The sequence below is a fragment of the Rothia sp. HMSC075F09 genome, assembly GCF_001810515.1.
In the GTDB taxonomy this organism is placed as follows: Bacteria; Actinomycetota; Actinomycetes; order Actinomycetales; family Micrococcaceae; genus Rothia.
Genome location: NZ_KV801792.1, coordinates 50,346 through 63,061, shown reverse-complemented (window position 1 = coordinate 63,061; position 12,716 = coordinate 50,346). Strand labels below are relative to the sequence as shown.

Annotated in this window: 10 protein-coding genes; 7 read left to right on the top strand and 3 right to left on the bottom strand. The window is 61.6% G+C overall.

What is annotated here, in order from left to right; translation table 11 throughout:
* Positions 1-169 precede the first annotated feature (169 nt).
* The 4 genes from typA (at position 170) to dapC (ending at position 5,928) form a co-directional block, all read left to right on the top strand.
* Positions 170-2,083 (top strand): translational GTPase TypA, encoded by a 1,914-nt coding sequence (gene typA / locus HMPREF2749_RS05305; protein ID WP_049347061.1) that lies wholly within the window; start codon positions 170-172, stop codon positions 2,081-2,083.
* A gap of 341 nt (positions 2,084-2,424) precedes the next feature.
* Positions 2,425-3,774 carry a PIG-L family deacetylase gene (locus HMPREF2749_RS05300; protein ID WP_049347063.1) on the top strand — a complete coding sequence of 450 codons (1,350 nt, stop codon included), beginning with the start codon at positions 2,425-2,427 and terminating at the stop codon, positions 3,772-3,774.
* 499 nt (positions 3,775-4,273) lie between these two features.
* A complete protein-coding gene (gene fdxA / locus HMPREF2749_RS05295; RefSeq protein WP_049354209.1) occupies positions 4,274-4,594 on the top strand; it encodes a ferredoxin in 321 nt (106 codons plus the stop codon).
* A 194-nt stretch (positions 4,595-4,788) separates the two neighbouring features.
* Entirely contained in the window at positions 4,789-5,928 is a 1,140-nt protein-coding gene (gene dapC, locus HMPREF2749_RS05290; RefSeq protein ID WP_049341847.1) for a succinyldiaminopimelate transaminase, read from the top strand.
* A gap of 172 nt (positions 5,929-6,100) precedes the next feature.
* Here dapC and galE read toward each other — a convergent pair whose 3' ends face one another.
* From galE to dapD, 3 genes are all read right to left on the bottom strand, one after another.
* Positions 6,101-7,114, bottom strand: a complete 1,014-nt coding sequence (galE, locus tag HMPREF2749_RS05285; RefSeq protein WP_070593658.1) for a UDP-glucose 4-epimerase GalE — start codon at positions 7,112-7,114, stop codon at positions 6,101-6,103.
* Positions 7,115-7,315: 201 nt separating this feature from the next.
* A complete protein-coding gene (locus HMPREF2749_RS05280; RefSeq protein ID WP_070593656.1) occupies positions 7,316-8,200 on the bottom strand; it encodes a DUF4253 domain-containing protein in 885 nt (294 codons plus the stop codon).
* A 294-nt stretch (positions 8,201-8,494) separates the two neighbouring features.
* A complete protein-coding gene (gene dapD, locus HMPREF2749_RS05275) occupies positions 8,495-9,460 on the bottom strand; it encodes a 2,3,4,5-tetrahydropyridine-2,6-dicarboxylate N-succinyltransferase (protein ID WP_070593654.1) in 966 nt (321 codons plus the stop codon).
* A gap of 101 nt (positions 9,461-9,561) precedes the next feature.
* On the opposite strand from dapD, the gene dapE reads away from it, so the two are divergent.
* The 3 genes from dapE to HMPREF2749_RS05260 all read left to right on the top strand — a co-directional run bounded on the left by dapE (position 9,562) and on the right by HMPREF2749_RS05260 (position 12,589).
* The gene (dapE, locus tag HMPREF2749_RS05270; protein WP_049356446.1) at positions 9,562-10,755 is read left to right on the top strand and encodes a succinyl-diaminopimelate desuccinylase; all 1,194 of its coding nucleotides are present in this window, start codon (positions 9,562-9,564) and stop codon (positions 10,753-10,755) included.
* A gap of 89 nt (positions 10,756-10,844) precedes the next feature.
* Positions 10,845-11,225 carry a taurine ABC transporter substrate-binding protein gene (locus HMPREF2749_RS05265; protein WP_070593652.1) on the top strand — a complete coding sequence of 127 codons (381 nt, stop codon included), beginning with the start codon at positions 10,845-10,847 and terminating at the stop codon, positions 11,223-11,225.
* A 5-nt stretch (positions 11,226-11,230) separates the two neighbouring features.
* Entirely contained in the window at positions 11,231-12,589 is a 1,359-nt protein-coding gene (locus HMPREF2749_RS05260; protein WP_070593650.1) for a hypothetical protein, read from the top strand.
* Positions 12,590-12,716 lie beyond the last annotated feature (127 nt).

The window sequence follows — 12,716 nt, the reverse complement described above, 5'->3', positions numbered from 1 at the left end:
TGGCGTGCCCGGAAACGTTCTCATCGCAGAGCGGGTCCATCGGCAAACACCCAAACCGGCAACGACCACCAGATACCTATCTGTGGGTACTGCCCTGTGACCCCCTGCGCTGTCTAGAGCGCACCCGTTGGCAAGACTATCCCCTAGATTTAAGCGAGAAACTTAACGCATGTCTGAAAACACCGCTTCGCGCCCCGACCTTCGCAATGTGGCTATCGTGGCACACGTTGACCACGGCAAGACCACCATCGTCGACGCGATGCTGCAGCAGACCCACGCCTTCTCTGCCCACGCAGATGTTGAAGACCGAGTCATGGACTCCGGCGACCTCGAAAAGGAAAAGGGCATCACCATTCTGGCGAAGAACACCACCGTGTTCTACAACGGCCCTTCCGCCAACGGTGAGACCATCACCATTAACGTTATTGACACCCCCGGCCACGCCGACTTCGGTGGCGAGGTGGAGCGCGGCCTGTCCATGGTTGACGGCGTTGTGCTGCTCGTGGACGCATCCGAAGGTCCGCTGCCCCAGACCCGCTTCGTGCTGCGTAAGGCACTGGCTGCTAAGCTGCCCGTGATCCTCGTGGTGAACAAGGTGGACCGCCCCGACTCCCGTATCGACGAGGTCGTTGGCGAGTCCATGGACCTGCTGCTCGGCCTGGCATCTGACCTGGCGGACGAGGTTCCTGACCTGGACCTGGACGCTGTGCTGAACGTTCCGGTGGTGTACGCATCCGGTAAGGCTGGCGCTGCATCCCTGAACCAGCCCGCAGACGGCCAGCTGCCCGACAACGACGACCTTGAGCCGCTGTTCAAGACCATCATCGAGCACGTGCCCGCCCCCACCTACGATCCCAACGAGGTTCTGCAGGCACACGTGACCAACCTGGACTCCTCCCCGTTCCTGGGTCGTCTGGCACTGGTCCGTATCTTCAACGGCACCCTGAAGAAGGGTCAGACCGTTGCGTGGGCACGTCACGACGGTGAAATCAAGAACGTCCGCATCTCCGAGCTGCTGGCGACTAAGGCTCTCGAGCGCGTTCCCGCAGAGTCCGCTGGTCCCGGCGAGATCGTCGCAGTGGCTGGTATCGAGGACATCACCATTGGTGAAACCCTCACCGACGCTGAGAACCCCAAGCCCCTGCCGCTGATTAAGGTGGACGATCCCGCGATCTCCATGACCATCGGTATTAACACCTCCCCGCTGGCTGGCCGAGTCAAGGGCGCAAAGGTCACCGCACGTCAGGTGAAGGACCGCCTGGACCGCGAGCTGATTGGTAACGTGTCCATCAAGGTTCTGCCCACCCAGCGTCCGGACGCGTGGGAAGTTCAGGGTCGTGGCGAGCTCGCCCTGGCTATCCTCGTGGAGCAGATGCGCCGCGAAGGCTTCGAGCTGACCGTGGGTAAGCCCCAGGTGGTTACCAAGACCATCGACGGCAAGGTCTACGAGCCCATGGAGCACATGATCATTGACGTGCCCGAGGAGTACCTGGGCGCTGTCACCCAGCTGATGGCTGCACGTAAGGGCCGCATGGAGAACATGGCGAACCACGGTACCGGTTGGGTCCGTATGGAGTTCGCTGTTCCCGCACGTGGTCTGATTGGTTTCCGTACCCAGTTCCTGACTGAGACCCGCGGTGCCGGTATTTCTTCCTCCTACTCGATTGAGCACGAGCCGTGGGCTGGCGACATTGAGTACCGCACCAACGGTTCGCTGATTGCTGACCGTGCCGGCGTGGTGACCCCCTACGCGATGATCAACCTGCAGGAGCGTGGCACCTTCTTCGTGGAGCCCACCTCCGAGGTGTACGAGGGCATGATCGTTGGTATGAACTCCCGTGCAGACGACATGGAAGTTAACATCACCAAGGAAAAGAAGCTGACCAACATGCGTTCTTCGACCGCGGACAACTTCGAAAACCTGACCCCGCCGAAGAAGCTGACCCTGGAAGAGTGCCTGGAGTTCGCTCGTGAAGACGAGTGCGTTGAGGTGACCCCCGAGGCGATTCGTATCCGCAAGGTTATCCTGGATTCCAACGAGCGTGTCCGCGAGTTCCGCCGCCGCGCCCGTGCGAACGACTAATACTGCCGAAGTTACTTCCTAGTGGTTGTAACTGTCGCATAGAGCCGCCGCTACCTTCTGTATGGAAGGTGGCGGCGGTTCTGTTTAACCCTCGAACGCCTTCGGAAAATATCGGCGGGGGAGAGGTATGGGGGCGGAATTGTGCTTCTGCGCGCTGCCTAAAACCGCCTCCGAAAAGCCCGAACACCCCGCGCTGTGCATGCGAGTGTGTAAGATAAAATAATGCGCCTGCACGGTGGTGGCACCCGTCAGCTACTCAACGTCTGCTACTCAACGATGTAAATTGCCGGCGCGCTTTGACCGTCTAAGAAACCCAACCCTGCGTATGAGAGGGAAAGCCTGTGTCTGAAACCGAGAACACTCAGCCTGATTCTGCGACCCCTAGCTATCCCACGCAGGGTGAGCGCATCGCCCCCGGATCGCGCCGTGACCTGCTGCCGAATAACTACGATGCGAAGAAGGCACGCATCCTGTTTGTGCATGCACACCCGGACGACGAAACCTCCTCGACCGGCGCAACCATGGCGTACTATGCGCAGAAGGGCGCGGAGGTGTACCTGCTGACCGCTACCCGCGGTGAACTAGGTGAGGTCATCCCCGAGGAGCTACACCACCTGGAGGTCGGTAAGCCCGGCTGCCGTGATAATGGTGAGGCGCTGGGTGAGTATCGCACCGGTGAGCTTGCCGGCGCTATTAAGGCACTCGGCGTGAAGAAGCAATTCTTCCTGGGTCAGGAACCCGCCGTCGCTGAGGGCGCGCTGCCCCTGTACCGTGACTCCGGCATGGCGTGGGGCCCGGAGGGTAAGCCCGTCGCCAACCCGGTGGCGGCGGAGGACTCGTTGACCGCGCAGCCGCTGGAACCGCAGGCTCAGGCGCTGGTTGCCGCTATCCGCGCCCTCACCCCGGATGTTCTGGTCACCTACGATTCGGACGGCGGCTACGGCCACCCCGACCACGTGCGCGTGTACGAGATTGTGCACCGTGCCCTGCAGATTCTTGAAGATGACGAGGACCGCCCGATTCTTACCTGGGGTATTGAGGGTGAGTTCGACGCGGCTGATCAGCGCCTGCAGGCTGCTATTTACGGTGACGGCACCGCCAAGCGCAAGGCAATGGAGGCGCACCGCACCCAGATTACGGTGGTGGACGAGAAGACTTTTGAGTACTCGAATAAGGTGCCGCAGAAGATTTCTTCCGTAGAGACTTTCCGTGTGCTCGACGGTGACCCGACGGCGACCGTGCACCCGAAGCCTCAGGAGGCTGGTCTGGTGGCGGGCGTTCTGACCGGCTCGATTCTGGGTATTTTTGCCGGTATCGCCGGGTCGATCTACCACGCTTGGGTCGTTTATGCGGGTGATACCGCCCTGCCCCTCGGCTTGCTGGTGGCGTACCTGACGGTTTTCTTTACCGCCCTGTGGTGCGCCCTGTCGTTGCGTCGCGGCTACGCGGCGGCGGTCGTGGCTGTTGCAGTGTTCGTGACCGTGTACGTGCTCGGATACGGTCGCCCCGATTCGCCGTTTGTTTTGGTGAACCCGGGTCATTCGGCGATTGGCTTCTACGGTGCCCTGTGGTGGTTTGGTGCCCCGGTTGCGGCGATGCTGGGCATGCTCGTGTACACGCGCGCTCGCGTGAAGGACGCGCAGTATTTCTCGCCGCGTGCGGCGCATCAGCGTGCGCGCGCTAAGAAGTAGTCTGAAGTCATCACTACGTCATATCGTGGGGGAGGGGCGTTCCGGTGTGCCGGGGCGCCCCTCCTGCTGTTTTTGGGCGCTACACCGCTGCTGTCTTCTGTACCCGCCGGATAGAGGCTCAGGTAGAGGACAATAGGGAAGAAAATTTATGCGTTATTCGGTGAATTTAGCGGAGGTGGAAATAGTGGCAACTTCATCAAAAAATTCATGTGACGAAGATTTCATTTTTGGCTTAATCTATTTTTAAAAGCCAGCCGACTAGTTGTAATGCAAATAAATACCAGGTCAGCCTAGCCTAAAAAATACCCCCACAAACCCAATGACCCACTGTCTGATACACCACGAAAATACTGTTAAACAGTCAGCGCGCGATAGACTATACACAGACTTCCCCGCCGGGTACCAACCACTCGGCGGTTTACTCTGTAGATTCTGCCCTGCAGCAGACGACCCGCAGAACGGCGGGCACGGGGCGAACAGCTTCTAGAAAGGCACACCAATGACCTACGTAATCGCGCTTCCCTGCGTGGATGTCAAAGACCGCGCATGCGTTGAAGAATGCCCCGTCGACTGCATCTACGAAGGCGAACGCACCCTGTACATCCACCCCGATGAGTGCGTGGACTGCGGCGCCTGCGAGCCCGTCTGCCCCGTAGAAGCAATCTACTACGAAGACGACGTCCCCGAAGAGTGGACTGAATACGTCAGCGCCAACGCAGACTTCTTCGACGACCTGGGTTCCCCCGGCGGTGCCGCAAAGCTCGGCCCCACCGGCAAGGACGTGCCCTTCATCGCGGCACTGCCCCCTCGTGGTGAGTAGTAGCCTGCGGCGAATAATAGCGACAACCGCATAGACTGACCGCACTCGCTAACGGGTGCCAAGAGCCTCCATCACAGCACCCGGTGCCCACGCACCGTCTAGGCGCTGGAATGGAGGCTCTTGCTGTAGGCACGCCAGCGCACGGACGCTAGACTAAAATGACGAAAACTATTCCCAAGCAACCAGGTGACACAATGACTTACGGCCTGAACCTGCCCGAATACCCCTGGGAGGCGCTCGCCCCCTACCGCGCAACCGCGGCCGCCCACCCGGACGGCCCGGTGGACCTGTCCATCGGCACCCCGGTTGACCCGACCCCGCAGAACATTCGCGAGGCGCTGGCGGCTGCCTCTGACGCTCCCGGCTACCCGACCACCCACGGCACCCCCGCCCTGCGTGAGGCTATTGCTGAGTGGTTTGCGCGCCGCCGCGGTGTGACCGGTCTGAGCCCGGACGCAATCATGCCCACGGTCGGCTCGAAGGAGCTCGTGGCGTGGCTGCCGTTCCTGCTGGGTCTGGGCACGGGCGATGTGGTCGTGTACCCGCGCGTTGCGTACCCCACCTACGATATGGGTGCCCGCTTCGCCCGCGCCGAGTCTGTGCCCGCCGATAGCTTGGATGAGCTGGACGCTGACACCCGCAGCCGTGTGAAGCTGATTTGGGTGAACTCCCCGGCGAACCCGAACGGTGTGGTGCGTACCGTGGAGCAGCTGCGTGAGATTGTGGCGCAGGCGCGTGAAATCGGTGCCGTGGTGGCATCCGATGAATGCTACGCGGAGCTCGGTTGGGGTGCTTGGGATGAGGCGCGCGGCGGTCAGCCGGTGCCGTCCATCCTGGATCCGCGCGTGTGTGACGGCGACTTCACCGGCCTGTTCGCGGTGTACTCGCTGTCGAAGCAGTCGAACCTCGCCGGTTACCGTGCCGCGTTCATTGCCGGTGCCCCCGAGCTGATGCCGAACCTGATTAATAGCCGCAAGCACGCCGGCATGATTGTGCCCGCACCCGTGCAGGCCGCGATGATGGTTGCGCTGGCTGATGAGGCGCACGTGGCGGCGCAGAAGGATCTGTACCGTGCCCGCCGCGAGGTGCTGGAGGAGGCGATTACCGCCGCCGGTGGCCGCATTGAGGACTCTGAGGCTGGCCTGTACCTGTGGACCACTTTCGGTGAGTCCACCTGGGATTCGATTGGTCGCCTGGCGGAGCTGGGTATTATTGCTGGCCCCGGCGTGTTCTACGGCGAGGACGGCGAAGGCTACGTGCGTATCGCTCTGACCGCTTCGGATGAGGCGGTGGCGAAGGCTGCTGAGTGTCTGAAGGCTTCTGCATCTAAGTAGTCCCGACGGGTCTAACTAGCCCGTATAGCAGAAAGCTCCCGCACCCTCCCGAAAGGGGAGTGCGGGGGCTTTGTTGTATCCGCTGATTGTCGTTGGCCGGAGTACCCGGACGATAGGTGAGATAACACCTATCGGGCACTCTTCAACACCCCTCACAAGGGGCTAAAACAGCTTAGGCTTCGTAACCGTTGGGGTTGTTCTTCTGCCAGTTCCAGTGGTCGCGAACCATGGTCTTAATGTCGCGGCTAGCGCTCCAGCCCAGATCCGCCAGAGCAGAGGAAGGATCAGCGTAAGAGACCGCAACGTCACCGGGGCGACGATCCACAATCTTGTACGGTAGCTCCTTACCGCACGCCTCCTCGAACGCGTGCAGAACCTGCAGAACCGAGTAGCCGTTACCGGTACCCAGGTTCCAGGTGTGCAGGCCGCCGTGCTCAGTAATGTAGTTCAGCGCCTTCAGGTGACCGTCAGCCAGGTCAACCACGTGGATGTAGTCGCGCACGCCGGTACCGTCAACGGTCGGGTAGTCGTTACCGAAGATGTTCAGGTGCTCGCGGCGACCCACAGCAACCTGCGCGATGAAGGGCACCAGGTTGTTCGGGATGCCCGCCGGGTCCTCACCGATACGGCCGGACTCGTGCGCACCAACGGGGTTGAAGTAACGCAGCAGAGCAATGTTCCACTTGGAGTCGGAAGCAGCCAGGTCGACCAGCATGTCCTCGATGTGCTCCTTGGTGCGGCCGTAGCAGGACTGCGCATCCATGTTCATCTTCTCGATCAGAGGCATGGACTCGGGCTCACCGTACACGGTAGCGGAGGAGGAGAACACGATGGAGTGGCAGTCAGCCTCGTCCATTGCGTACAGCAGGTTCAGGGTGCCAGCCACGTTGGTCTGGTAGTACCACAGCGGCTTCTCTGCGGACTCGCCCACAGCCTTCAGACCCGCAAAGTGAATCACAGCGTCGGGACGAACCTGCTTGAAGAGAGCCTTCATACCTTCGAGGTCGAGCAGGTCAACCTTGTGGAACTCGGGGGCGCGGCCAGCGAGTTCAGCGACGCGCTTGAGGGACTCCTCGGAAGAGTTCGCGAGGTTATCCATGACGACGACGTCGTGGCCTGCCTTGAGCAGTTCAAGTACAGTGTGGGAGCCGATGTAGCCGGCGCCGCCGGTAACGAGTACCTTCATGATGTCCTTTCGGGCTTTATCTATCCGGAAAAAGTGCTCCGGATGGGGGACAAAAGCTGTTGAGCTGTATCTAATAGTACAGCCGTGCACGCGGTGTAAGTACTGCGGAACACTGTGCGCTTGTGCACTCTGGTGTGAGCACGTGGGAGACGTTATTGAGGCGTGTCGACACTCGCCCCCACCTCGCTGTATAGCTTGCGTCTAATCCCACCAGAAATACCACTGACGGCTCTGGTGAATAAACTCCGTCAGCTGCTCAATATCCTCAAACACCTGGAACGGAAGATCGGAACAGAACGCGAACTGTTCGACCGCCAGATTCTTCGTCTCGACCGGGTCGGTGACGGGGCGTTCCACCAGAAACTCCAGGCAGTCAGCACCGTCAAGAGCCGCCGGGCTGGCGCCGTACTTTTCACGCCAATAGTGGGTGAACGCCAGCTGTGTTTCAGCGTCTGGGCAGCCATTCCAGCCGCCGAAGGGCAGGTATGCGGGAATATCGGCGGGGTCATCGGTCGGAATCTGCAGCAGGAGCATCTCGCCTTTCTCCTCTTCATCCAGGAGCTCGTAGCAGAGTAGGGCAGAAAGAGTCGGGGCCTCATCTTCGGGCTCCTCATCGGGCAGAAAATCGGAGCTCATAAACTCGTCAACAAGCTCGTTGAGGTTGAAGTCGTCAGGGCCCTCCTCGTGAGCATCTTCGCCATCATCGGTAACCTTGCGCAGCTGCTGGGCAATGACTGCGCTGCCGTATTCTTCTGCGGAGGCGCCACCCCGGGCGGTACGGTAACGCTGCAGGACAGCACGGGTGTAGGCGCTCACCTGCTCGGGGGTCAGAGTCTCAACATCGTCAATGATGTCGTGTTCAAGGGACACCGCAATGACCATGCTTTCAAGCACCGTATCGTTCAGGTTCAGGAAGAAGGGAACGAACCCCTCCGCACGCCCCAGCTGAGCCAACTCATCGTAACGAGCCATGGCATCAGCGGCAGGAGCGCCCATTGGAATACGCTCGTGCGGGTAGGGGAAGAGACGCGTAAAGTGCCGGTAGGTTTCGCTCATCGTCGACTCTGACTTAGTTGATTCGGGCATCTGAGTTCCTCTCTGAACTGTACAAGTGGTCAGTCATGGCGGGTGGGTTGTACCCGGTACTACCAGCCTAGCGAAAGCCCGAGCATCCCGCCCTGAAAACGGTCATCGTAGCCGCCGCGGATTCGCGCCCAGCCTGTAAGAGCGGCGGACGAGGGAACACCGGGCGCAGAAAAGGGGTCGGGATGCTTCACGCATCCCGACCCCTAAAGCCGATCCCTAAAGTTCGCGGGCCGACCCCCAACGTTCGCAAGGGCAACCAGCACTAGTCCAGGTACAGACTAGTTCAGGTGCAGATTAGTTCAGATGCAGCGCCTCGTTCAGCTCCACGGTGTTCTTCGCACGCGGCAGAACCTCAATCGCGCCGCTAATCGAATTGCGGCGGAACAGCAGGTTCGACACACCGGACAGCTCCGCAGCCTTAACCACGCGCGCCTCCTGACCGGGCAACAGAACGCTCACGCGCGAACCGGCGGTCACATACAGGCCAGCCTCAACCACGCAGTCATCACCCAGGGCAATACCGATACCGGACTCCGCACCCAGCAGGGAACGCTCACCAATAGACACGCGCTGAGTGCCGCCGCCGGAGAGAGTACCCATAGTGGAGGCGCCGCCACCCACATCCGAGCCGTCGCCCACCACAACGCCCTGAGAAATACGGCCCTCAACCATGGAAGTGCCCAGGGTACCTGCGTTGAAGTTCACGAAGCCCTCGTGCATCACGGTCGTGCCGGACGCCAGGTGCGCACCCAGGCGCAGACGGTCACCGTCGCCAATACGCACGCCGGCGGGAACCACATAATCCACCAGGCGCGGGAACTTATCAATGTGGCTCACGCTCAGGTGACCCAGCTTGCGCAGACCAATCGCAAGCTTCTGGAACTCGGCGGCAAGCACCGGGCCGTGGTTGGTCCACGCAACGTTCGCCAGGGTGCCGAACAGGCCGTCCAGGTTCAGCTCGTTGGGGCGAACCAGAGTGTGGGAGAGCAGGTGCAGACGCAGGTACGCGTCGACTGCGTCTTCGGGTGCCTCATCCAGGTTGATGGAGGCGGTACGCACCTCGGTACGGGCATTGCGCGCCGGGTGCTCAGCGGCCAGTTCCTCCAGCTCGTCCGCGATGGACAGGTCGGGGGTCTGGGTGAGGGAGGGAGCGGGGAACCAGGCATCCAGGACGGTGCCGGCGTGCTCGCCGGAGACAACAACATTGACCAGTGCGACGCCGGAGGCGTAACGGGGAGTGTTTTCAGACATGCCTTCCATTATAGGTTTGGGGCTTGGCGCCCCTTCAAGACCGTCTCATATGCTCGATATGGGCGTTGTGTGCGCGGGTATGCGCACGGGGGAACCTGTAAGGTTGAAGGATGAGCGTTTCCCCGAATACTTCTGAACGTCACCCGGTTCCGGCACCGCCCCTGAATTTGGACGTGTCTATGCCCGAGCTGACGCGTGCCCTGCTGGATCTTGAGTCGGTTTCTGGTAACGAACGAACGATTGCTGATGCCGTGCACACGGCGCTGTCGTTCTGCCCCCACCTGCACCTGACCCGTGACGGGGACGCCATCATTGCCCGCACCGAATTCCCGCCGCTGCCTGGAGCTGAGGGGGAGAGTGCTGAGGGGGAGCGTACCCGCATTATCCTCGCCGGTCACCTGGATACCGTGCCCCTGCCTACCGTCGAGGGTTCCCTGGGTACTGTGCCCTCTACGGTGCGTGAAGAAGAGGACGGGTACGTGCTCTACGGCCGCGGCGCCACCGATATGAAGGGCGGCGTTGCGGTGCAGCTGAAGCTTGCCGCCGAGCTGACCGCGCAGGACACCGACTACAACCTGACCTACATCTTCTACGACAACGAAGAGGTCGCTAGCGAGCTTTCCGGCCTAGCGCGCCTGATCCGCAACCACGGTGAGCTCATCACCGACGCAGATTTCGGTGTGCTGCTCGAACCGACCAACGGCACCATTGAGGGCGGCTGCAACGGCACCATGCGTTTCTTCGTGCGCACCCGCGGCCTGGCCGCCCACTCGGGTCGCGCCTGGCGCGGTGAGAACGCGATTCACGCCCTGGCACCGGCGTTGGCGGCGCTCGCCTCCTACGAGCCGAAGACCATCGCGGTGGAGGGCCTGGACTATCGTGAGGGCCTGAATGCGGTGCAGATTTCTGGTGGCGTTGCCGGTAACGTGATTCCCGATGCGGCGGCGATGCACGTGAACTACCGATTCGCCCCGGATAAGACCCTGGACGAGGCGGTCGCCCACGTGCGTGAGGTCTTCACCGGTTACGAGCTGGATTTTGTGGATCTTTCCCCGGCGGCTCGCCCCGGACTGGACACCCCGCTGGCGGCTTCCCTGATTGAGGCGGTGGGGCAGGAGCCTCAGCCGAAGTACGGTTGGACGGACGTAGCGCGCCTGAGCGAGATCGGTATTCCCGCGGTGAACTTCGGCCCCGGTGACGCTCTGCTGGCTCACACCGATAACGAACACGTGAGCTTTAGTCAGCTGACCCGCTGCCACGCGGATTTGCGTGCCTGGCTGCTCAGCGACCGTGACGAGGACTAGTCGCGGCGCTGATTCTGCCGGTGCTGGCGCTACTATTTGAATTTAGGTGACCGTCAGGGGTTGACGGTCCTGCATGATATGAGATTGACATGAACTTTCTTCTGATTCTGCTTGCCCTGCTAATTTCGGGCATTGCGGTGCTCTCCGTTGTGGCGCTCTCCGGTGAGCGTGCCGTGCCCGGTGCCGCGTTCTTCAGCGGCGTGGGCCGTGACGGTCTGGGCACCTTCGACCGTGTGGAGGATTTCGGCTTTATCGCTCCTCTCGTCGGTGCACCCGAAGATGACAAAGCACTCGAGAATGCACCCGCCGCGGAGGCTGCCGCTTCGGCTACAGAATCTGCTGATGCTAACGTTGCTGCCGCTGAGCCGGTTCGCCGCGGTGCGGTTCCCCTGTCTGATGATGCGGAGAGCACCTTGAGCGCGCATGACTTTGTGGAGAAGCGAAAGAACCCGCAGGCTGAGGGGAACTAACGCCCGTGAGTGTTTCGCCTGAACGTAATAGTGATTCCCCCGCGTATTCTCCCGCGCAGCGTGCCGCCACCCCCGCCTCCGGCGAGGAACGGAGCGAGTCCTTTGATGAGCTTCTGACCTGGGCGTACACCGCCGCCGGTGAGCGCCTGCACCGGGTGGGGGAGCGTCTGCGTGCCCTGCCCGCGTGGCTGTCGGTACTGCTGATTTACGGTCTGTCCCGCGTGTGGGGCTTCATCGTGTTTGCCGTGGTCGGTCAGCAGCAGTTGCGCAGCCCGTGGGGTCAGCATCTGGATTATTTGTCGTTCATTAGCATCTGGGATGCCGGCTGGTATGAGCAGATCGCGGTACAGGGCTACCCGAGTGAGCTGCCGGTGAACGCGGCGGGTGTGATTCAGCAGAATCAGTGGGCGTTTTACCCGATTTTCCCGCAGCTTTCCGGCGCTATTAGCCATGCGACGGGCATCGGGTACTACCCGGTGGCGGCGACGGTTGCTCTGATTGCCGGTTTCGCGGCGGCGTGGGTGATTTACCTGCTGTTTGAGGCGTCGTTGAAGGCGACCGGTTTCAAGAGCGAGGAGTCGCCTTCTGCGCTGTCCATGTGGGCTGTGGCGTTGGTGTCGTTCTTGCCGGTGGCGCCGGTGCTTCAGGTTCCGTATGCGGAGTCGCTGAACCTGGTGTTCCTTGCCGGTGCGCTGCTGTGCCTGGTTCAGGGACGCTACGGCCTGCTGGTTCCTGTGGCGGCGTTGGCGTGCCTGTCCCGCCCGGTGGGTGTGCCCCTGGGCGCGGCTGCCGGCCTGTGGTGGTTTGCATGCTGGGTGCGTTCGAGCCGCCAGTCGGGCATGGGCACGGCGTTTGTGCGTCATCTGGGGCAGCTGGTCAGCGCCTTGGTGGTGTGTGCGTGTGCGCTGGTGTGGCCTGCGATTGCGTGGTGGGCTACGGGCCGTGTGGATGCGTACACCGCCACGGAGACGGCGTGGCGCGGTACCCATTTGGCGCCGATTCAGCCGTGGCTTTCACAGGGGTACCTGTACTTTGGGCATGCGGCTCCGGTGCTGCTGACTCTGCTGATTTTGGGCTTTATTGCTCTGTGTTTGAGCCCCCTGGCGCGTAGGGTTTTGGCGGCTCCGCTGAACCTGTGGTGCCTGAGCTATTTTGCGTATTTGATTCTGTTTTTGAATCCGCAGTCGTCGACGTTCCGCCTGTTGTTGCCGTTGTTCCCGCTGGTGATTGTGGCGGCGGCGGCGAGCCGTTCGCGGGCGTATCGTTGGGCGCTGCTGGTGGCGGGTGCGTGTGCGCAGTGGGGCTGGGTTGGCTGGCTGTGGCATTGGAAGCAGCTCCCCGGCGGCGGAGACTACCCGCCGTAAACCGAATATCGTGACTGGAGACCGCCGGTGTACTGCCGGCGGTCTTTTGCGTGCGGGAGGCGGGCGTGCCTGCGGCTGGAGCCGCAGCGTTTTAACCCGGCGGCGGAGACTACCCGCCGTAAACCGA

Bases quoted from the DNA above. Each gene is read 5' to 3' on its own strand.
- HMPREF2749_RS05265 (WP_070593652.1), top strand. From the start codon at position 10,845: ATGAACTTTCTTCTGATTCTGCTTGCCCTGCTAATTTCGGGCATTGCG.
- fdxA (WP_049354209.1), top strand. From the start codon at position 4,274: ATGACCTACGTAATCGCGCTTCCCTGCGTGGATGTCAAAGACCGCGCA.
- HMPREF2749_RS05280 (WP_070593656.1), bottom strand. From the start codon at position 8,200: ATGCCCGAATCAACTAAGTCAGAGTCGACGATGAGCGAAACCTACCGG.
- dapC (WP_049341847.1), top strand. From the start codon at position 4,789: ATGACTTACGGCCTGAACCTGCCCGAATACCCCTGGGAGGCGCTCGCC.
- dapE (WP_049356446.1), top strand. From the start codon at position 9,562: ATGAGCGTTTCCCCGAATACTTCTGAACGTCACCCGGTTCCGGCACCG.
- typA (WP_049347061.1), top strand. From the start codon at position 170: ATGTCTGAAAACACCGCTTCGCGCCCCGACCTTCGCAATGTGGCTATC.
- dapD (WP_070593654.1), bottom strand. From the start codon at position 9,460: ATGGAAGGCATGTCTGAAAACACTCCCCGTTACGCCTCCGGCGTCGCA.
- galE (WP_070593658.1), bottom strand. From the start codon at position 7,114: ATGAAGGTACTCGTTACCGGCGGCGCCGGCTACATCGGCTCCCACACT.